Below are 20626 nucleotides of genomic sequence, written 5' to 3' on the forward strand. Positions count from 1 at the left end.
CCCCTTGCCTTCAAAGCGCCGCATAGACAAGGGATGAAAGTCGGCGGGGGCGTGGATCAATCATCGAATGGCTGCCCGAAGTCGTGGTGACAAAACCGAAGCTCACTTGTTTTTCGGGATCAGCGAAACTGATCGGGCCACCAAGCCCGATATGGCCAAAGGTGTTCGGGCCCATTGCATGGGAAGCCGTCGGGTCGCGTTGCTGCTCCAGCATGCAACCCAATCCATAACGCATGGGGCGCATCCATACTCGATCCATGCCATGACTGTGCTCACGGCTGAATTCAGTAAGCAACTCGGGACCGATAAAGTTTCCTGCTATCAATGCACTGTAGAAACCGGCCAGGCCGTGAGCCGAACCGTGTCCACACACGGCGGGTTGCCGGTAGGCCCACCAGCGAGGGTCACTGGTTCGTCTGGGCACCATTCCGGGGTTGGTGAAGGCGAGCGTCGCGATATGCGACGGCTCGTTTTTCACCACGGTTCGCAACGCCTGCGAGTAAGGGTCACCGACTCGTCCCGTGGCACTGTCGAAACGCGCGATACGATGAAAGTGTTCTTCGTTCACGCCGAGGTGCACGTCCAACTCATGGGGATCGAGAATCTCTTCGTGGATAAACACACAGGGATCTCGTCCGTCCACCCGGCGAATCAACTCGCCGAGGATCCAGCCAAACGTGGTGGTGCCGTAGCCCAGGTCTGTTCCCGGTTCCCACCACAGCGGCTCGGCCTCCAGCAGTCGCAGCATGTGCTCCCAGTCATACATCATGGGGTTATGGTCGGGCCCCCGCAGCGCCGGCAGGCCTGCGGTATGGTTCATCACCTGGCGAAGGGTGACCTTTGCTTTCCCGCTCCGGGCGAACTCGGGCCAGTAACGGGCCACGGGTGCATCCAGCTCCAGCTTGCCCGCCTCAACCAACATCAGGACGGCCACCGCGACATAGGGTTTTATTACGCAGAAGGTATTGGCCAGCGTATCGCGGGTCCAGGGTTTCGTGCCCGCCTGGTCTGCCATGCCGGCCCACAGGTCGACAACGATCTCTGCGCCTACCTGCACGCACAGGCCGGCCCCACGTTCCTGCGGATCATCGAACATGTCCTCGAAGGCCTGCTTGACCGCTTCAAACTGCTTCGCACATATCCCTTGCGCTTTCATACCTAAACGTCCTCGTATTTGAAGTGCGGCCCTTGATACTTGCCGAACACCGATAATGGTTGTGGAGGAATTCACCCACGAGACCGAGTTTGGGAGTGCTCCATGGAAAAGCGATTGGCTCGTTTGTAGGTGCCGAAGTCATTGAACCTGACACCGGCCTGGGCCATGACTTTATGAGCATAAGGTGCCGTCATCTGACGCAGATAAAACGGGTCTCTCACCACGAAGTGATGGATGCTGTGAGTGCTGCCAAAGTTAAAACAGAACAACTGGAACGGCCACAGCCACCAAGGGTTCATCACCTGGGTTTGTTGTAATGCGTTACGCGGGGCAACATCGCCGTAATAGTGCATATTTGAACTTATAAAGAACAGGCAGAACTGCCGTATCATATTGGGCGCTATAAGAATAACCACTGCACTATTTACGATATCCATTAGTTCCAGCGTCGTAGCAGCGCTGTGAACCTCCATCCCGGTAATTGACCCAAGCCAGACATACAGGTGGTAGCCGAGGAACACATACCAGCACCCCCAATACAGAAGCCCGAATGGTGTATTGAGCCGAATGATCTTGCCTAACAATTTTACCTTTTGCCGCCATCCCGGAGCAAACACCGCATTTAGAAAACCAAATACAAATCCGTCCACCAGTTTGAGTAATCGCAGTATTCCCCAAGGACTGCCGCTCGTGGTGATCCAGGCTTCAACATCAGAATCAGTTCCGGACTCCTTATGGTGATGAAAGTGCAGACTGCGTCTTAGCCACGGGCTGGGCATACCCGGGCGTGCCAGCCAGCAGAAGAGCATCATGGCATTATGGGCCAGCGGCTGTTTTCTAAAATAAAGGCGATGAATCAGGTCATGTTCGATTTCATGAATGAACGAAGTCAGCAGCGCATTGACCAGAATACACATCCATGCGGGGATAAAACCCTTTAGATAGAGCCCTCCCGTAATGACCATCCCTATCAGGGAAAACGCCATGACACTCGCGCCCAGAGCATCCTGGTGCTGCAGGATCGGATAACGCTTTCGTAGGTAGTTCCCATGATCGGTAATACTGCGGGTTACCTTATCAATCTTTTCCTGATCGGCAGTTGGGCGATCAATTTCGATGGCGCCTTCCAAGACATTCATCCATTCATCCTCTGATTGCATCGAGAAATTAACAGCCGCGTCAAGCCGGTCATGTCAATTATTTGAGCTGTAAAACAGTAGATACTCATATGGGTTGCTTGAATTGCACGGGGCATTCAAGGAATACGAAATCGACTTTTTTGCGAAAAGCTTGTTAGAATTCCATGCTTCAAAATGATAAGGGAAGTTCAACTCTTTGCAACTGTGTATTTTGGGTGGGTTCAGTGTTACAAGTGCGGTGTAAGGAATTGATGATTTAGTTACAGTTTGTACAAGTATAAAATGACGCTGTACAAGTATTGCCAAGGAGGCACCATGAGATTGCATCGCATCAAATATTTCCGGCGCGCTCTAAAAGAGCCCGAGGGTGGCGTAGAGAAAATAACAAGCGACGATGTATTTGATGCCGTGTTTTGCGATGAGCCGGCAGACAATGCCGCGAATCCTGCAGGCCTGGAAAGGCTACTCCGCTACCTGCAGTGCGGGGATACCGTGGTGGTGGACAGCATGGCAGCGCTGACTTCAAGCACGGAGCAGCTGTGCGCCATCATTCGCCGGTTGATTGAAAAGCAGGTCACGTTGGAGTGTTTGAACGAAAACCTGGTTTTCCGGCATGACTGTCTTGAAGTCGTGGAGTCGATCATTGCGGTAATGGAGCTGATTGCAGAGTTCGAGCGCGCTGCGATGAGGGAAAGACAGGCGGCGGGAATTGCCAGTGCAAAGAATCGTGGGACTTATAGAGGTCGCAAGAAAAAACTGTCTGACAATCAGGTTGTAAACTTGATTGACCGGGCCGCTGCTGGAGAAAGTAAATCCAAGTTGGCGCGTGATTTTGAAATCAGTCGGCAGACGCTCTATCGGTACTTGAGATCCAGATAGGGGCTTCTTCGGGTCGCACGAGGGAGCGGCTGCCAACAAGATCCTACAGTTGAAAAAACCTGTCAGGACGGCATGGCCCGAAAGCGGTGGAAGTCTTGCCATCATTGATTTCTTCACTGGCAAGACGTCCCACTATTGCGGCCAACGCAACCCCAGGGTGCATCACACAGATGTACACGCCCTCCACGTTGGGTAGATAACCAATGATGGGGAGGTTGTCTGCGGGAATGGGCCTGAGTCCGATACATGCCAACTCCGGCTCAATCGAATCAACGCCATGGAGCTCGTGCCGAATGGTGTTGGCCGTGCGTAGCGCGATTGCCATCGGCTGGTTTTCCACGGCATCGCCCAGGTAATCCTCTGCCGCCAGCAACGTACCGTCGGCCGCTTGCCTGACTTCCATTTCCGGGCTGGAGATAAGTGTCTGCACCAGGTTGGATTGCGCGGTGTAGCGGATGAAAATGGAGGGCGACGCGTGTATGGGAAGGGGCGCCCCAAGCATGTCTGCCAGCGTCGAGATGCCCGTCCCGGCGGCCATTACCACAACGTCGGCATCGATGATGCCCTTGGCGGTTTCGACGCCCGTCACCCGGCCGTTCGCGGTTTTGAAGCCGAGAACCTGGGTCTGCGTGAGTACCTTCGCCCCTAGCGTCTGGGCGCCACCGACCAACGTATGGGTGGCGTGCACCGCATCCAGGGCGCCTTCTTCCGCGACATACAGGGCATGCTCAGGAGGGTTTTTCAGGTTGGGCTCAAGGTCGAGAATCTGCGAGCGCGACAACCGGTGCGCCGAAGGCTGCTGCAACGCCCTTGAGTTCGCGCCGTAAGACAGGGCGCCTGTCCAACGAATGTTCAGGCCCGGCAGTTGGGTTTCAAGACGGTGATAGTCGTTGATGGCCTCGCCACGCAAGGCGGCGATCGGGTCCGGCCCGCGGTGTGAAGTGGTGATCCAGGCAAATGAGGTGGCCGTCACGCCGGAGGCGATGTCTGCAGCCTCGACCAAGGTCACGCTCGCGCCTTTGACGGCAAGGTGATACGCCAGGGACGCGCCGACGATGCCTGCGCCAATCACCACGACGCGCTTTTCTCTTTGCTCTTTCATATCCTGCTCCATCTATTCAAGGCAGCCTGCAGATACTGCGGGCAAGCGCTCGAGAAACTCGGCAAGCTGCCGGCCACCGCGCAAGTGCACCACGGGCAAGCCCAGGAGTTGGCCGAGGGCGCGGGCTAGGGTGGGTTTTCCGCTGCCGGCATTACCGAGAATCACGATGCGTTGCATGAAGGGACGTCCTGTCGCGGAAAAGCCCACAATTGTGCAGGTTTTACATGACCGACAAAAGCCATATGAGGTAGGTTGGGCGCCCCGGAATGGACCCTCTCGACCAAGGAAGCGCCTGTAAATGCCAAATGCCTTTTCCCAAATCAGCGAACGCCTGGACAACCGCCGGTTTATCGTCGCGGGCAACACCCATGGTGTGTCCGGTACAGGCACCGTGTTTCATTACCACGTCGATGAAAACGCCATCTGGGGCACCTACCAGGGCGGCCGGATTCGCATGGGCAATCAAGTCGGGCGCGCCACAGGCCCCGATACCATCGAGTTGCTGTACCAGTGCCTGACCACCGAGGGCGAGATTCTTGCCGGCTGGTCCCGGGGCACGGTAGGCGTGGACGCCGCCGGGCGTACCACCCTGGCCTTCGTCTGGGGCTGGTTGTCGGGCGCGACGGGAGGCGGGGAGTCGAGCTACGTCGAACTCGTTGCCGAGTAGTAATGGGATTTCGCGCCTACTGGAACCGCTCAACCAGGTAGTCGACAAAGCACCGGACCCGCGCCGGCGTGTGGGTACCGCCCAGGAACACGGCATGGATCTCTTCGCCATCGCCGGGATTGAATGCCTCCAGCAGCGGCACCAGCCGACCCGCCTGAATGGCGTCCGCCACGGTCTCGGCGCAGACCCGCGCGATGCCGATGCCCTCGGCCGCCAATTGGCCCTGGGTGTCACCGTTATTGGTTTCGACATGGCCCTTGATCGTCAGTGAATAGTCGTGGCCATCCTTGCGAAACGGCCAGGTGGGCGCCGCACGCTTGAAGTTGAAACCGATGCAGTCGTGATCCAGCAGGTCTTCCGGCACCTGCGGCGTGCCGCGTCGTGCCAGATAGCTCGGCGCAGCAATGATGACCTTGTGGGTGGCGCCCAGCCGGCGGGACGTCAGGCTGCTGTCGGGCAGCGGGCCCAATCGCACTGCGACGTCGGCTTGCCCGGCGGCGATGTCGACCACGGTGTCGGTCAGGTTGATGTCCACCAGGATGTCCGGGTAACGCTGAATGAACTCGCCCAACAACGGGATCACGAAGGTCCTGCCATACAGCAGCGAACTGCTGACCCGCAGGCGCCCGCGGGGTGAACTCTGGTCGGTAATCTGCTGTTCGGTTTCCCGCAGGTCCGTGAGGATCCGCCGGGCGCACGACAGGTAGGCGGCACCCTCCGGGGTCACGGTCAGTGAGCGCGTGGTTCGCAGCAACAGGCGTACGCCCAGCCGGGCCTCCATGCGGTCCAGCACCCGCGCGATGGAGGAGGGCGCAAGGTTCAAGCGACGCGCGGCCGCCGAGAAACTCGCGGTCTCGGCCACGAGGGTAAAGATTTCCAGTTCGTCCGTTATGTCCACGGGAAACTCATTTGTGCGTTTTTCGCAAAGGCCTTGAGCGGCGTAATGGGGTTCACATCGGCTTTTGTCGGGTTCAGTATTGCGTAAAGCAATGTAATACGGAAACTCACCAGGAGAATCCCATGATCTTGCCCTACACCATCAATGTCCCCGACGAACGTCTTGTGGCCATCCGCGACAAAGTCGCCGCCTACGATTGGACCCGGCTTCCCGATTTGGGAGGGTGGAAGTCGGGCGTTGGCGTGCGCGACCTTCAGCGCCTGGTCGCTTACTGGCTGGAATCCTATGATTGGCGCCGGGTCGAAAAACACCTCAACCAACTGCCCAACTTCATCACCGAGATTGAGGGCGAGCACCTGCACTTCGTCCATGTGCGGGGCGACGGTTCCAGGCCGCCGATCCTGCTGCTCCATGGCTGGCCAGGTTCGTACCTGGAATTCGAGGCGCTGCTGGAACCGCTGGCGGCTGACGGACACGATGTGATCGTGCCGTCGCTTCCGGGGTTTGCATTCTCCAGGCCGATCACCGGAGTGATTGGCCCACGTCGGGCGGGCGAACTCATGCATGGGCTGATGGCCCGGCTGTTCGGGCCAACCCGCTTCATCGTTCAGGGCGGTGACTGGGGTTCGGGCATCGCCGGTTGGATGGCCCACGATCGGCCCGAGGCGTTACTGGGGATTCACCTGAACATGGCCGACCTGCTGGCCCAGGGCACCGTTGCGACCACGCCGGAAGAGGAGGCTTTCGTCGCCCGGCGTGACGTGCTGATCGACTGGGAAACCGGCTACAACCACCAGCAGGAAACCCGCCCGCAGACCCTGGGTGTCGCGCTGGCCGACAGCCCGGTGGGGGCCGCGGGATGGATCCTCGAAAAAATCGGCACATGGGCCGATCTGCCCACTACCGCCGATGGCAGCCCGGATCTCTGGGGCACCTTTACCGAGGAGCAACTGCTGACCAACATCATGTTGTATCTCGCGCCATCTTCCATGGTCACCGCGACGTGGATGTATCACGGCAAGCGCCTTGAGGGGGCATCAAAATTCCCGGCCGGCACCCGCATCCAGGTGCCGACCGGATTTGCCGCCTTTCGTGACCCGGTGTTCGTGCCGCCGCCGCGCTCATTTGCCGAAAAGACCTTCAACATCGTGCACTGGAGCGAGATGCCCGCCGGCGGTCACTTCGCGGCCTGGGAGCAGCCGGCGTTGATGCTGGCGGACCTGCGCGCCTTTATCGCTACGGTCTCGGCTTGATCATCAAATCCAGGTTTTGCACGGCGGCACCTGCGGCGCCCTTGCCGAGGTTGTCGAACACCGCCGCCAGCAGGACCTGGCCCGTCTCGTGGTTCTCACACACGATCAAACGCACATCGTCCGTGCCGTTCAGCGCTTGAGGGTCGAGGTAGGTCAACTCCCTCGCAGCCTGCATCGACAGCACCTGTACGTGACGGGTATCGCGGTAGTGCTGCGACAGGCAGGCATGCAACCGCGCGGCGTCCACGCCCGGGGCCAACAGCCGCAGTTGCAGCGGGATGGTTAGCACGATGCCCTGGCGGAACGCCCCGTAGGCCGGCACAAACAGCGGCGGCTGCGTCAGCCCGCTTTGCTGCTGAATCTCCGGCACATGCTTGTGTGCCAGTCCCAGCCCATACACCAGGAACGCGGGCGCCTGTGAAGCGTCGGCGCCCTCGTGCTCCTGCACCCCGGCGCGGCCCTTGCCGGAATAGCCCGAGACGGCATGAATGGTCGTCGGGTAGTCCCCGGGCAGCAGCCCGGCCTCAAGCAACGGGCGCAACAAACCAATCGCGCCGGTGGGATAGCAACCGGGATTGCTCACCCGCTGCGCCGTGGCAATGCGTTGCGCCTGTTGCGGGTTCATCTCGGCGAAACCGTAGGTCCAGTCGGGATGAGTGCGGTGTGCCGAACTCGCGTCGATCACCCGCACGGCCGGATTGTGGATGCTGGCGACGGCGTCCCGTGCGGCGTCGTCGGGCAGGCAGAGAATCGCGATATCGCAGGCGTTGATCATCTCGGCGCGCTGCTGCGGATCCTTGCGGTGTTCAGGGCTGAGGGTGATCAGTTGCAGATCGGTGCGGTCGCGCAGGCGTTGATGGATCTGCAGCCCGGTGGTGCCTTGGTCGCCGTCGATGAATACAAGAGGATTTGCCATGGGATGCACTCGGATAGGAAATCAGGTGTTCCAATCTTCGGCCAGCCGCTAGGATAGGAAAAGTTGAATTTCCAAACGATGAAGTTCAGTTTTTATGAACGAGGATTGACCCATGCGCGAACTCAGCCTGGACCGCCTGCGTACGTTGGTGGCGATTGCCGACCTCGGTTCGTTCGCCGAAGCAGCCCGCATGCTCAACCTGGCGCCACCCACCGTCAGCCTGCACATCGCCGACCTGGAGGCGCGAGTGGGCGGCAAGCTGTTGTCGCGTACCCGTGGGCGGGTGCAACCTTCAGCGATTGGCGAAACCCTGGTGGAGCGCGCCCGCCGCTTGTTGGCGGATGCCGGGCAGGCGCTTGAAGACGTGGAGCGACAGGTGCAGGGGCTGGCGGGGCGGGTGCGTCTGGGAGCCTCAACCGGAGCCATCGCACAGTTGCTGCCGCAAGCCCTGGAAACCTTGAGCCAACATCATCCCGCCATTGATGTGCAGGTGGCGGTGCTCACGTCGCAGGACACATTGAAGAAGCTGGCCGAGGGCGCCCTGGAGATCGGCCTGGTGGCGCTGCCCCAGGCACCGGTGAAGGGCTTGCGGATCGAGCCCTGGCGGCGCGACCCGGTCATGGCGTTTTTGCCGGCGCGCCGGGAATGCCCCGAGGTGGTAACACCCGCCTGGCTGGCTGCCCAGCCGTTAATCCTGAATGACAACACCACCCGGCTTTCGCGCCTGACCGCCGAATGGTTTGCCAGTGAAGGATTGCAGCCCACACCGCGTATTCAACTGAACTACAACGATGCGATCAAAAGCCTGGTGGCCGCCGGTTATGGCGCGACGTTGTTGCCCCATGAAGCGTCCACGCCGTTGACCGACAGCCGGATTGTGATGCGGCCATTGCAACCGTTGCTGTGGCGCCAACTGGGGATCGCCCATCGCGCCGGGGAGGTTGAGCGGCCTACGCAACATGTGTTGGACGTGTTGTGGGGATTGAGTGCGGGGTAGGGCGTCGTTGTCTGTGAACTGGGTGGCTGATCGGCGGTGATTGAGTAAGGCCGCAACAGGCCTATGAGGGCGGTGCGAGGTTCACGCCCTCAGCCTGGAGCTTGGCCAGTTCCGCAGACAGAGAGCTGCCCGCTGTCCATAGCACCGCATTCCAGCCCAGTTGCCTTGCGGCGACGACATTCGCAGGGGTGTCGTCTATCAGCAGCAATTGTTCTGGAGCGAAGCCCGAGAGAGCGGCTGTCTGTTCAAAGAACTCCCGTTCAGGCTTGCGACTGCCCAGTGCCGCCGAATAATAGATGCCGTCAACGTGCGGGCCGAGGCCAAGTTGATTCATCAGGTAGGCCGACCGCAGGTGCTCCTGGTTGGTCGCCAGGAAGACCTTCGTACCTCTCTCGCGCAGTTGGGCGAGTGCTTCCAGCAACGGCCGGTTTAGCCTGGCGTCACTTGCAAACCAATAGGCAATCAAGTCTTCGTGGGGAACGGACGGCGTAAGTCGCGCCAGTGCCAGCTTCAGTTGCTCGGCAAGCCCCGAGTGTCCGACGATGATGTCGCTCCAGTAAGGGCCAAAAAACTCGCGGTTCAAATCGGCGTTACTGATGCCCAGATCCGCTTCAATCTCAGATGCCCAAGGCCTGCCATCTGCAGGCCGCCCGTTAATCAGTACACCGTCTACATCGACCATTATCGCGTGGATCATCGTGCCGCTCTTCCCCATGGTGGTTGTAAGTACTGCAGATACCACGCTGCAATGCCATGATTCATACGATTGGCCTATGAATGCCTTCTTGAATCGGGAATTTACACCGGTATGAATATCCTTGAAATTGGCTGCTTTGGGCAGCTAATCCGTCCAGTGCGGTCGTCTTTCGAGGAATCAACACTATGTCGTCACCCGAACCGTTCACCCATACACGGCTTCTCCAGACGGTCGACGATGTGCCGTTGAACATCGCCGCGATCCACCGCGCGGGTACCCTGGCGCCAATCGTGTTCCTGCATGGCTTTGGCTCGACCAAGGAAGATTACGCCGACATCGTCCAGCAACCTGCCTTCGACGGTCATCCATTTTTGGCTTATGACGCCCCGGGTTGCGGTGAGAGCCATTGCGATGACCTGTCGAAGATCTCCATCCCGTTCCTGCTGCAAACCGCCTTGCAGGTGCTGGAGCATTTCAACATCGAGCGCTTCCATCTGGTAGGCCACTCCATGGGCGGGCTTACCGCGCTGATGTTGGCGCACCAGTTCCCGGGCCGGGTGCTGAGCTTTGTCGATATCGAAGGCAATATCGCCCCGGAAGACTGCTTTCTCAGCCGGCAGATCGTCGACTACCCGGCGGACGATCCCGAGGCGTTTTTCAGCGCCTTTATCGTGCGCACCCGGCAGGCACCGGCCTACGCCAGCGCGCTGTATTCGGCGAGCCTGCGGCACAAGGTGCGTGCCGGGGCGGTGCGGGGGATCTTCCAGTCGATGGTCGAGCTGTCGGATAACGCCGACTTGATGGGCAAGTTTCTCGGCCTGGAATGCCCGCGCATGTTCATGTACGGCGAGCAGAATGCCCATTTGTCGTACCTGGCGCATATCCAGGCGCAAGGCGTGCGGTTGGCGCCGATTGCCCGGTGCGGGCACTTCCCGATGTACTCCAACCCGATCGCGATGTGGCAGCAGATTGCGGACTTTCAACACGGCTGATACCCATCGCCAACGATCGGCCAGGCCCGAAAGCACAAGACTTACGCCTCGAAACCCGGATAATGGCGGCCATATTTTGCTCGCTATTCTGGTAATCCCGCATGGAAATCAAGGTCAATTTTCTCGACAACCTTCGACTTGAAGCCAAGTTCGACGACTTCACCGTGGTGGCCGACCAGCCTATTCGCTACAAGGGCGATGGCTCGGCCCCCGGTCCGTTCGATTACTTCCTGGCGTCGTCGGCGTTGTGTGCGGCTTACTTTGTGAAGTTGTACTGCGAAACCCGCAACATCCCTACCGACAATATTCGCCTGTCCCAGAACAACATTGTCGACCCGGAAAACCGCTACAACCAGATCTTCAAGATCCAGGTCGAGTTGCCGGCGGACATCTCCGATAAAGACCGCCAGGGCATCCTGCGTTCCATCGACCGCTGCACCGTGAAAAAAGTCGTGCAGGCCGGGCCGGAGTTTGTCATCGAGGAAGTGGAAAACCTGGATGCCGATGCCCAGGCATTGCTGATGCCGAGCGCGGCGTCCGACGCGGGCACCTACATCGCGGGCAAGGACCTGCCGCTGGAAACAACCATCGCCAACATGTCGGCCATTCTCGCGGGCCTGGGCATGAAGATCGAGATCGCTTCGTGGCGCAATATCGTGCCCAACGTATGGTCGCTGCATATCCGCGACGCGCACTCGCCGATGTGCTTTACCAACGGCAAGGGCGCGACCAAGGAAGGTGCATTGGCGTCGGCATTGGGCGAGTTTATCGAGCGGCTGAACTGCAACTTCTTCTACAACGACCAGTTCTGGGGTGAAGACATCGCCAACGCGGCGTTTGTGCATTACCCGGACGAGCGCTGGTTCAAGCCGGGCCGCAAGGACGAACTGCCACCGGAGATACTCGACGCGCATTGCCTGCACATCTACAACCGTGACGGCGAGCTGCGCGGCTCACACCTCTATGACACCAACTCCGGCAACGAAGAACGCGGCATTGTTTCGCTGCCGTTCGTGCGCCAGTCCGATGGCGAGGTGGTGTATTTCCCGTCCAACCTGATCGAGAACCTGTACCTCAGCAACGGCATGAGTGCCGGTAACACCCTGGCTGAAGCGCAAGTGCAGTGCCTGTCGGAAATCTTCGAACGCGCGGTAAAACGCGAAATCATCGAAGGTGAATTCGCGCTGCCGGATGTACCGCAGGAAGTGCTGGCGAAATTCCCCGGTATCCTGGCCGGTATCCAGGGCCTGGAAGCCCAGGGTTTTCCGGTACTGGTGAAGGATGCGTCCCTGGGCGGTGAATTCCCGGTGATGTGCGTGACGTTGATGAACCCACGCACCGGCGGCGTATTCGCCTCGTTCGGCGCGCACCCAAGCCTGGAAGTGGCGTTGGAACGCAGCCTCACCGAACTGCTGCAAGGCCGCAGCTTTGAAGGCCTGAACGATCTGCCGCAGCCGACGTTTGAAGGCCATGCGGTGACCGAACCGAACAACTTTGTCGAGCACTTCATCGACTCCAGCGGCGTGGTGTCGTGGCGCTTCTTCAGCTCGAAGTCGGATTACGAGTTCGTCGAATGGGACTTCTCCGGCCAGGGTGAAAACTCCAACGCCGAAGAGGCTGCAACCTTGTTCGGCATCCTCGAAGGCATGGGCAAGGAAGTCTACATGGCGGTGTACGAGCACATCGGCGCGACCGCCTGCCGCATCCTGGTGCCGGATTATTCGGAGATCTATCCGATCGACGATCTGATCTGGGACAACACCAACAAGGCGCTGTTTTTCCGCGAAGACATCCTGAACCTGCATCGTCTCGATGAGGCTGAATTGAAGGGGCTGGTTGAGCGTCTGGTGGAAAGCGAGCTGGACGACTACACCGACATCACCACCTTGATCGGCATCGAGTTCGATGACAATACGGCGTGGGGTCAACTGACCATCCTGGAATTGAAGCTGCTGATTTATCTGGCCCTGCAGCAGTTCGAAGAAGCCAAGGAACTGGTGGAGATGTTCCAGCAGTACAACGACAACACCGTCGAGCGCGGCTTGTTCTATCAGGCCGTGAATGCGGTGCTGGAGATGGAGCTGGACGAAGACCTGGAACTGGCGGACTACGAAGTGAATTTCCGCCGGATGTTTGGCAACGAGCGGATGGACGCGGCGATTGGGTCGGTGAATGGCAGTGTGCGGTTCTATGGTTTGACGCCGACGAGCATGAAGCTGGAAGGGCTGGACCGGCACCTGCGGTTGATCGACAGCTACAAGAAGCTGCACGCGGCGCGGGCCAATACGGCCAATTAAAAGCTGACACCGTACCTGTGGTGAGAGGGCTTGTTGTGGCGAGGGGGCTTGTCCCCCGTTGGACTGCGTAGCAGTCCCTCTTTTTTAGGGCCGCTGCGCAGCCCAACGGGGGACAAGCCCCCTCGCCACAGGTCAGTGGTCACTCGGGTTATTTGTCACAACGTCCATCCCAACCCCAGCGCCTTGTGCAATGACGCAAAGTCCTTGAGCAACAGCGCATCCCCGGAAATCCGGCTTTCCTGCGCCTGGTACCGCGTACGTTCCGCGTCCAGCCAATCCAGCGTGCTCGCCGTACCTGCCTTATAACGCTGGCGCGTCAGGTCCGCAGCCCGTACCGCCGAAGATTCCACGTTACGCAGCAGCACCACGTTCTGCCGCTGGTTGCCATACCGCGCCAGGGCCACATCCGCATCACGCAACGCACTCAACACCACGCTTTTGTAATGGGCCAGGGCCTCGTCGCGCCCGGCTTGCGCACCTTTGACACTGGCCGCCACCCGGCCGAAATCCAATGCGTTCCAGGTCAGCCGCGGCAACAGCAGCCAGGTGCCGCTGTCCTTGCGCGCCAGGTGCCCGGGATCGGCCGCCGAGAACGACAAGTCGCCCATCAGGCTGAGCTTGGGAAACCAGTCGGCGGTTTTCTCGCTGATCTGCGCGTTGCTGGAAGCCAGTTGGCGCTCGGCCACCCGGATATCCGGGCGTGCTTTCAGGATCGCCGCCGGGTCGGCAAATGGCACCTGGCTAGGGATAGCGGGCAGGGCGCGGGGAGTGTTGAGGCTCGCGTCCAACTCGCCCGGTTCCAGGCCGCAGAGCAGGTTCAACTGGTCAATCGCCTCGACGATTGACGCTTGCAGCGGCAGGCGTTGGGCCCGGGTGTTTTCGGCCTGTGTCAGGACCTGCTCCAGTTGCAACTGCGAGGCCACGCCACGGCTGCGTCGCTGCTGGGTCAGGTCCAGCGCCTGTTCCTCAATCTCGACACTGGCGTCCACCAGTGCCAGTCGCGCCTGCTGGTCACGCACGTCGGCATAGGTCTGCACCACCTCGGCTGCCAGTTGCACCTGGGCATCGGCCAGTTGCGCCTGCGAGGCGTCGTTCTCCGCCTGGGCCGCCTCGATTGCACGCCGGGTGCCGCCGAACAGGTCGGCCTCCCAGCTGGCATCAAAGCCGGCGAGGTAAAGGCTCAATGGCCCGCGACCACCGCCACTGCTGCCACCCAGCGCCGAGGTGTCGGGGGAGCGCAGCTTCAGCATCGCTGCATCGCCGGTGATCTTGGGCAGGGCGTTGGCGTTGGCGCCACTCAGGCTGGCTCGCGATTGCTTGAGGCGCGCCTGGGCGGTCGCCATGTCCGGACTGTTTTGCAGGGCTTGGGCCACCAATTGGTTGAGCTGCGGATCGCCCAGGGCTTGCCACCACTGGGCGACCGCAGGTGTGCGCGGCAGGCCTATGTCGGCGTGGGGCAAGCGCCCGGCCGCGAGGGTCTTTGGCGCGGCATCCGGCGCGCCCTGGTAGTCCGGCCCCACGGTACACGCCGTCAGCAGGCCGACGGTGAAGAGCAAGGGAAGTGAGCGATAAATCATGTTCGTTGGCCTGCCTGCGCCGCGCGCTTTTTCAGGATGAAGATCAGGGGAAGGCACGCCAGCATGGCGAGTCCCAGCACGTAGAACGCGTCGTTGTAGGCCATCACCGCCGCTTGTTGGGCGATGTCGTTGGCCAGATGACTGAGGGCCTGCAGCGAGGCGGTGGACGGGTCGCCGGTTTGCGCCAGGTAGCTGGCGGTATCGCTCGCCATTTGATCCTGGGTCAACTGGGTGTTGGCCTGGATGCCTTCGCGCAACATGTCGTCGTGGAAGTGGCTGCGCCGGTCCATCAGTACGCCGAGCAGCGCCAGCCCCAAGGTACCGCCGAGGTTGCGTGACATGTTGTAGAGCCCGGCCGCATCACCCGCATCGCGGGTTTCCACCGAGCGCATCGACAGTTGGCTGAGGGGCATCATCACCAGGATCTGCCCGAAGCCCCGCAGGATCTGCGACCAGTAGAAATCATGGCCGACACTCTGGGCGGTGAGCTGGGTGTCGAGAAAGCAACTGGCCCAGTACATCAACAAACCCACGCCGACCATCATCCGCAGGTCCAGGCGGCCAAGCATTCGCGGCAGGATCGGCATCAGCAGGAACGCCGGAATCCCCGACAGCAACATGATCGAACCCGACTGTTGCGCGTTATAGCCCGACAGGATGCCGAGGAACTGCGGCACCAGGTACGCCGTGCCATAGAGCCCGGCGCCGACCGCCGTGGCGATCAGCAGCACGCTGCCGAAGCTGCGGTTGAGCACCAGTTGCAGGCGCAGGATCGGCGTACTCGAGCGGACTTGCCCGACGGCAATCAGGAAGAAGCCGATCACCATCGTGATGCTCAACCAGATGATCAACTGCGAATCGAACCAGTGTTCGCGCTGGCCTTCTTCCAGCACCACGGTGAGCGAACTCAGGCCCATGGCCAGGCCAATGATGCCCAGCCAGTCGGCCTTGATGAATTGCTGGAGGTTCATGCGGTCGCTGGGCAGGCCGGTGATCAGCAAGGTGATCAAGGTAATGCTGACGGGCAGGTTGATGAAGAAGCACCAGCGCCAGTTGATATTTTCCGTGAGCCAGCCGCCAATCACCGGGCCCAGCAGCGGGCCGAGGATCACCGTCATGCCGAACATCGTGGTGCCGATTGCCAACTGATGGGCAGGCAGGCGGGTGCGTACGATGGTCTGTGCGGTCGGGATCATCGCGCCGCCGGCAAAACCCTGGCCGATACGCCCGGCGATCATCGCGCCGAGGCTTGAGGAGAGCCCGCAGAACATCGAGAAAAACGTGAACATCAACGCGGTGCCGATCAGGAACCGGCGCAGGCCGAATACCCGGGTCAGCCAGGCGGCGAGGGGAATCATGACGATTTCCGACATCAGGTAACCGGTGGCGATCCACGTGCCCTCGGTACCGGTCGCGCCGATCTGGCCCTGGATCTGCGGCAGCGCCGAGTTGGTGATCGAGATGTCCAGGGTCGCCAGCAAGGCGCCCAGCGAGCCGGCGGCGACTGCGATCCAGTCGGTCAGCGAAGCGTTGCGCGGTTTGTCCGCGGGCACTTCGGTCAAGATGGCTTCAGCCATGGTTGGCGTCTGCCTTGTGGGTGCGGGTGTCGACTTCCACGGTGGCGGACAAGCCGGGCACCAGTGCCTGGCGCACGTCGTCATCCGGTACATCCAGGGAAATCCGCACCGGCACCCGCTGCACGATCTTGGTGAAGTTGCCGGTGGCGTTGGACGGCGGCAGCAACGCGAACTGTGCGCCGGTGCCTGGGGACAGGCTGTCGATATGGCCCTGAATATCATGGCCTGGCAGTGCGTCCACATGCACGGTGACGGTCTGCCCGGCGCGCATCTCGCCGATCTGCGTTTCCTTGTAGTTGGCGGTCAGGTAGATCGCGCTCACCGGCACTACGGTCAACAAGCGTGTGCCCGGCTGCACGTATTGGCCGACGCGTACACCGCGATCAGCGACGCGGCCATCGAGCGGGCTGCGAATCACCGCGTCGTCCACGTCCAGCTGGCTCTGGGCTTCGCTGGCCTTGGCCACGCCGAGTTGCGCCTGGGCTTGCTTGAGCTGGGCTTCGAGGGTGCCGTAGCGGGTCTGGCTGGAGCGCAACGCGGCCTGCTTGGCGGCCACGGTGCTGCGGGCCTGGGCGAGCTGGTTGTTGAGCTGCGCCAGGCGTTCTTCCGGCTCGGCCCCGGAACGCGCCAGCGGCGCATAACGTGCGACTTCGGTTTGCGCGTGCTGGGCGTCGGCCTGGGCGCCTTGCAGTTGGGCCCGTGCTTCGGCGATGGTCGAGTCCTGTTGCACCAGGTCGGCCTGGGCCTTGGCAAAGTCGGCCTCGCGGGCCGCAATCGTCGCCGAGGCTTCGTCACTGACTGCCTGGTATTTGCGCGCATCCAGGCGCACCAGCACGTCGCCACGCTTCACGTTCTGGTTGTCGGCCACCAGCACCTCGGCGACGTAGCCGTTGATTTTCGGCGCCACGCTGATGCTGTCGGCTTGCAGATAGGCGTCGTCGGTGGTCTCGATAAAGCGCCCGGTGAGCCACCACCAGGCGCCCCACGCCAGCCCGGCCAACAGCGCCACGCCGGCGAGTGACAGTAGAATCCGTCGGGCTTTGCCACGTTGGCCGTTGACGGTGGTTTCAGGAATGACCTGAGGAGAGGGAGGTGCAGCGGACATCAAGTCACTCCAGTTTTATATCAGTTGGAATAAATTCGTTTTTTCGCGAATTTTTGTCAACTGGTATATTTTGGTTACGTTAAAAAAATGGAGTGGCACATGGCACGACACAAACCGGCCGCCGAAGGGGGTTATCAGCGGGGTGAAGAAACCCGCGCACGCATTATCGAGGCGGCTGTCGAGGTATTTGGCGAGCGTGGCTACGACGGCGCGTCCACGCGAGACATCGCGAATGCTGCCGGCGTCAATGCGCCCGCGATCCAGTACTACTTCGATGGCAAGGAAGGTGTGTACCTGGAATGCGTCGAGCACTTGATCGCGCTGTTGTGGCAGAAGATGGCGCCTACCGTTGAAGCCGCAGAAGGTGCGCTGGCCGATCCCGGGGTCGACGATCAGAGGTTGATCGACGCCTCACTGGGCATTCTCGGCGCGGTGGTTTCAACGATCCAGGACAGTCCCCAGACCACCGCGTGGCGAGCGTTTCTTGATCGCCATCAAGCCGGGCTCTGCCCTGAAAGCGCGACCATGGCGTTCGAGGAACGCTTCAAGGCGCGCATCGCCAACGTGATCCGCCTGCTGATCGCGCGCGTTGCCGGCCTTGCCGTTGACGACGAACGCACGGTGATCCACTCGATGGCGCTGTTCACCCAGGGCCTGGCGTTTCGGGTGCAGAAACCCAAGCTGCTCTCCGCCTTGAACTGGACCGAAGTGAGCCAGAAGGAAATGGAACTGGTGCGGGATGTGGTGCTGATGCAGGCGCGGTTTACCCTGGAAGGCCTGGTACGGCATCGGGACCGGCGCTGACTTCAGCGCTTGCTGAAGGCCAGCCGGGCCGCGAACAACACGAATATCATGCCGGTGGTGCGGTCCATCCACTTGATCACCTTTTCACGCCGCAGCACACCGGCCAATGGCTGCGTGGCACCGATCAGTATCAGTGCCCAGGCCAGGCTGATCACCACGTGGATGCTCACCAGCCCGAACGTCCACGCCACCAGCGGATGCCCCTGGGGAATGAACTGCGGCAGGAAAGACACGTAGAAAATCCCGATCTTGGGGTTGAGCACGTTGCCCATCATGCCTTTCAGGAACCAGTTGGCGCCGGGCTTTCCATCGGCCTCGACGGACGCCAGCGAACTGCGCGGACGCACCAGCATGTTCAAGCCCAGCCACGCCAGGTAAGCCGCGCCGCAGTACTTCAAGACGTTAAAGGCCACCTCGGACACGGCAATCAACGCGCCCAGCCCAAAGGCCACCGCTGCACCCCACAGCAGGCAGCCGGCATTGATGCCCAGGGTGGCGCGCAAGGCTTGTTGCTTGCCCTCCACCGTTGCAGTGCGCAATACCAGGGCCGTGTCCAGTCCGGGCGTCAACGTGAGCAACGTGGCTGCGAAGGTGAAGGCGAGCAGGTTGTCGGTGATGGACATGGATATTTACCTGAAATCAGAAACTCTCAAGACTGGCGTTGATACCGGCGAAACGCGCCAGCTCGATGGTTGCCGCGACCTGTTCAGCATCGATGATAAAGCCCTGGAAATCGTCATCTCCCGAGTCCAGATGAACGTAACGCTTGCCGAACCGAACCAGCCATTGGTCGAAACGGTCCAGCACCTCAGCCATTGATGACCTGCATACGTTGTATTCATCGTTCGTGGGGCAGATTACGGTCATGGGCGCGCGGCTGTCGATATTTAATCAAGAGCGTTGTGGCTTTCTGGAAAGGCTCATGACGCACTACACCGTCACGCCACGCGATTACGCCCCGACGACTTGGCCCGATACAACTGCTGATCCGCACGCTTGATCAGCACTGTGGTGTCGCTGTCCGAAGCTTCAACGAGCCCGACGCCAATACTCACCGTGACCTGCCCAACGGTCTCGAAGTGCGCTCCGGCAATTGCCGCGCGAATCTTCTCGGCCAACACGTCCGGGCTGTCCGGCGCTTCGACTCCCGGCAACAGCACCGCAAACTCTTCACCGCCGTAACGGGCGACGAAGTCGGTGGCGCGGGTGGCGTCCTGAATCAACTGCGCGAGCTGGCGCAGTACATCGTCCCCGACGGCATGCCCATGGGTATCGTTGATCCGCTTGAAATGATCGACGTCGATCAGCAGCAACGCAAACGCGCGCCCGCTGCGCTGGAACAACAGGCTGTACTCCGCCAGCTTTTCATCGAAGCGCCGACGGTTGTAGACGCCGGTCAGGGCGTCATGGCTGGCCAGGTTCAACAGCTCGGCATTGGCCTGGGTGAGGGCGGCAGTACGCTGGGCGACGGTGGCTTCCAGGGACGCATTGGTGTCCTGCAGCTCGCGCTCTTTGCCAAGCAGCGATTGGGTCATGCCCTTGATGGAGCGCCCGAGCTGGGCGATTTCCAGTACGAAATGGTCTTGAGGGAAATACGCGCCAGGCTGTTGGTTTTGGACCTGCTTGGCTGAACGCGCGAGTTCTTCGATGGGCCGGCTGAGGTACGACGCCAGGTAATACGCCACGAAGCCGAAAATCACCGCGGCAATGACGCCCAACAGCAGCAGTTTGTAGAGCAATACGCGGGCAGGGTGCAGGGCGATTTCCAGCGGCTGGCGCATCACGATGTACCAGGTCAGGCTGGAATTCGACGGGCTGGGCACCGCCACGGCGCTGGTCACGTAGCCGTTGTCGACCGACCAGCCGGTGTCATTGGCCAGGCGGTCCTGGGGCAGTTGCTGGCCGGCCAGTTGTTCCGGGTAGAGCACCTTGCCGTCGTTGTCGATGATCAGCGCCTCGATGTCCGGCGTATTGCCTTTGGCCGCTTCGACAATTTGTGTCACCCATGTCCAGTGGGCGTGAGCCCCCAGTACGCCGATCACCTGGCCCCCGGCATTGCGAATCGGTGCGGCAAAGTCGATGAAGCGCCAGGGCTCACCGTTGGAGCCTGGCAGCAGCTTGGCAAGCAGTACCGCCTCGTGGGGATCGCCGGTGTAGTTGCCCTGCAAACCGGCCTGGAACCAGGGCCGTGCCGTTACGGATTGGTTGACCAGCAGCCCATTCACCGCCTGGCGCACACGCCCGTCGGTGTCGGCGACGCCCATCCATGCGTACTCGGCGCGGGACTGGGTGCGCTGTTCCATGGAGGTCAAGATGTCCGGATCGTCCAGGTTGCCCCGTCTGAACAGCGGTGCGCGGCTGAGCAGCGACACTTCGAGCTGGCGTTCACGCAGCTGCACCGCCAATAGCGCGGCGGTGGAGCGGGCAGTGCTCAACAAGGCATTGCCACTGGCCAGTTTCAGTTGCTCGGTAGCGATGTGCCCAACGTAGAACCCTACGCTCACCAGGGTGAGCAGCGACAAACCGGCAAACCAGAGGGTCAGGTGACTACGCAGGCTGGCTTTGATCAT

General features: G+C 60.7%; 19 protein-coding genes and 1 pseudogene. 7 read left to right on the forward strand and 13 right to left on the reverse strand.

Going from position 1 to position 20626, the window contains the following annotated elements; translation table 11 throughout:
• Positions 1–10: 10 nt before the first annotated feature.
• Positions 11–1156, reverse strand: coding sequence for a serine hydrolase domain-containing protein (locus AC3WKX_RS03270; protein WP_102604937.1), 1146 nt, complete (start codon positions 1154–1156; stop codon positions 11–13).
• 71 nt (positions 1157–1227) lie between these two features.
• On the reverse strand, positions 1228–2295 hold the full coding sequence (locus AC3WKX_RS03275) for a fatty acid desaturase (RefSeq protein WP_102604936.1): 1068 nt from the start codon (positions 2293–2295) through the stop codon (positions 1228–1230).
• Between the two features lie 315 nt (positions 2296–2610).
• Here AC3WKX_RS03275 and AC3WKX_RS03280 point away from each other — a divergent pair, with 315 nt between their 5' ends.
• Positions 2611–3174 carry a recombinase family protein gene (locus AC3WKX_RS03280; protein WP_102604935.1) on the forward strand — a complete coding sequence of 188 codons (564 nt, stop codon included), beginning with the start codon at positions 2611–2613 and terminating at the stop codon, positions 3172–3174.
• Positions 3175–3217: 43 nt separating this feature from the next.
• On the opposite strand, the gene AC3WKX_RS03285 is transcribed toward AC3WKX_RS03280, so the two are convergent.
• Together AC3WKX_RS03285 and AC3WKX_RS03290 are read right to left on the reverse strand one after the other, a co-directional pair.
• The gene (locus AC3WKX_RS03285; RefSeq protein WP_102604964.1) at positions 3218–4276 is read right to left on the reverse strand and encodes an NAD(P)/FAD-dependent oxidoreductase; all 1059 of its coding nucleotides are present in this window, start codon (positions 4274–4276) and stop codon (positions 3218–3220) included.
• An 81-nt stretch (positions 4277–4357) separates the two neighbouring features.
• Positions 4358–4453, reverse strand: a pseudogene (locus AC3WKX_RS03290) (AAA family ATPase); the annotation flags it as partial.
• A 121-nt stretch (positions 4454–4574) separates the two neighbouring features.
• Between AC3WKX_RS03290 and AC3WKX_RS03295 the strand changes: the two are divergent.
• Positions 4575–4943 carry an avidin-fold protein gene (locus tag AC3WKX_RS03295; RefSeq protein WP_102604934.1) on the forward strand — a complete coding sequence of 123 codons (369 nt, stop codon included), beginning with the start codon at positions 4575–4577 and terminating at the stop codon, positions 4941–4943.
• Between the two features lie 16 nt (positions 4944–4959).
• On the opposite strand, the gene AC3WKX_RS03300 is transcribed toward AC3WKX_RS03295, so the two are convergent.
• On the reverse strand, positions 4960–5841 hold the full coding sequence (locus AC3WKX_RS03300; RefSeq protein WP_003215146.1) for a LysR family transcriptional regulator: 882 nt from the start codon (positions 5839–5841) through the stop codon (positions 4960–4962).
• 122 nt (positions 5842–5963) lie between these two features.
• Between AC3WKX_RS03300 and AC3WKX_RS03305 the strand changes: the two genes are divergently transcribed.
• Positions 5964–7094 carry an epoxide hydrolase family protein gene (locus AC3WKX_RS03305; RefSeq protein WP_102604933.1) on the forward strand — a complete coding sequence of 377 codons (1131 nt, stop codon included), beginning with the start codon at positions 5964–5966 and terminating at the stop codon, positions 7092–7094.
• Here AC3WKX_RS03305 and argC read toward each other — a convergent pair.
• Positions 7078–8010 (reverse strand): N-acetyl-gamma-glutamyl-phosphate reductase, encoded by a 933-nt coding sequence (argC, locus tag AC3WKX_RS03310; protein ID WP_102604932.1) that lies wholly within the window; start codon positions 8008–8010, stop codon positions 7078–7080. The two genes, AC3WKX_RS03305 and argC, sit on opposite strands and share 17 nt — an antisense overlap.
• 112 nt (positions 8011–8122) lie before the next feature.
• Between argC and AC3WKX_RS03315 the strand changes: the two genes are divergently transcribed.
• On the forward strand, positions 8123–9007 hold the full coding sequence (locus tag AC3WKX_RS03315; RefSeq protein ID WP_102604931.1) for a LysR family transcriptional regulator: 885 nt from the start codon (positions 8123–8125) through the stop codon (positions 9005–9007).
• 61 nt (positions 9008–9068) lie between these two features.
• On the opposite strand, the gene AC3WKX_RS03320 is transcribed toward AC3WKX_RS03315, so the two are convergent.
• Positions 9069–9704 (reverse strand): HAD family hydrolase, encoded by a 636-nt coding sequence (locus AC3WKX_RS03320; protein ID WP_102604963.1) that lies wholly within the window; start codon positions 9702–9704, stop codon positions 9069–9071.
• 185 nt (positions 9705–9889) lie between these two features.
• On the opposite strand from AC3WKX_RS03320, the gene AC3WKX_RS03325 reads away from it, so the two are divergent.
• Both AC3WKX_RS03325 and AC3WKX_RS03330 read left to right on the forward strand, forming a co-directional pair.
• Complete coding sequence (locus tag AC3WKX_RS03325; protein ID WP_102604930.1) at positions 9890–10696, forward strand: alpha/beta fold hydrolase; 807 nt, start codon at positions 9890–9892, stop codon at positions 10694–10696.
• Positions 10697–10797: 101 nt separating this feature from the next.
• Positions 10798–12993 carry an OsmC domain/YcaO domain-containing protein gene (locus AC3WKX_RS03330; RefSeq protein WP_087695051.1) on the forward strand — a complete coding sequence of 732 codons (2196 nt, stop codon included), beginning with the start codon at positions 10798–10800 and terminating at the stop codon, positions 12991–12993.
• Positions 12994–13148: 155 nt separating this feature from the next.
• Here AC3WKX_RS03330 and AC3WKX_RS03335 read toward each other — a convergent pair whose 3' ends face one another.
• Genes AC3WKX_RS03335 through AC3WKX_RS03345 form a run of 3 tightly spaced genes read right to left on the reverse strand, consistent with a single transcriptional unit; the run spans position 13149 to position 17252 of the window.
• Positions 13149–14570 (reverse strand): efflux transporter outer membrane subunit, encoded by a 1422-nt coding sequence (locus AC3WKX_RS03335; protein ID WP_102604929.1) that lies wholly within the window; start codon positions 14568–14570, stop codon positions 13149–13151.
• Positions 14567–16147: a DHA2 family efflux MFS transporter permease subunit gene (locus AC3WKX_RS03340; RefSeq protein ID WP_003215162.1), complete on the reverse strand. Its 1581-nt coding sequence runs from the start codon at positions 16145–16147 to the stop codon at positions 14567–14569. The genes AC3WKX_RS03335 and AC3WKX_RS03340 overlap by 4 nt, the downstream gene beginning before the upstream one ends.
• Positions 16140–17252 (reverse strand): HlyD family secretion protein, encoded by a 1113-nt coding sequence (locus tag AC3WKX_RS03345; protein ID WP_008436342.1) that lies wholly within the window; start codon positions 17250–17252, stop codon positions 16140–16142. Before AC3WKX_RS03345 ends, AC3WKX_RS03340 begins: the two co-directional genes overlap by 8 nt.
• Positions 17253–17351: 99 nt before the next feature.
• On the opposite strand from AC3WKX_RS03345, the gene AC3WKX_RS03350 reads away from it, so the two are divergent.
• Complete coding sequence (locus AC3WKX_RS03350) at positions 17352–18056, forward strand: CerR family C-terminal domain-containing protein (RefSeq protein ID WP_003215166.1); 705 nt, start codon at positions 17352–17354, stop codon at positions 18054–18056.
• Between the two features lie 2 nt (positions 18057–18058).
• On the opposite strand, the gene AC3WKX_RS03355 is transcribed toward AC3WKX_RS03350, so the two are convergent.
• The 3 genes from AC3WKX_RS03355 to AC3WKX_RS03365 all read right to left on the reverse strand — a co-directional run bounded on the left by AC3WKX_RS03355 (position 18059) and on the right by AC3WKX_RS03365 (position 20626).
• Complete coding sequence (locus AC3WKX_RS03355) at positions 18059–18679, reverse strand: LysE family translocator (RefSeq protein WP_008436344.1); 621 nt, start codon at positions 18677–18679, stop codon at positions 18059–18061.
• A 16-nt stretch (positions 18680–18695) separates the two neighbouring features.
• Complete coding sequence (locus tag AC3WKX_RS03360) at positions 18696–18872, reverse strand: DUF6630 family protein (protein ID WP_003215170.1); 177 nt, start codon at positions 18870–18872, stop codon at positions 18696–18698.
• 122 nt (positions 18873–18994) lie between these two features.
• Positions 18995–20626, reverse strand: a complete 1632-nt coding sequence (locus tag AC3WKX_RS03365; protein WP_102604928.1) for a sensor domain-containing diguanylate cyclase — start codon at positions 20624–20626, stop codon at positions 18995–18997.

This window comes from Pseudomonas sp. GP01-A4, assembly GCF_058780865.1.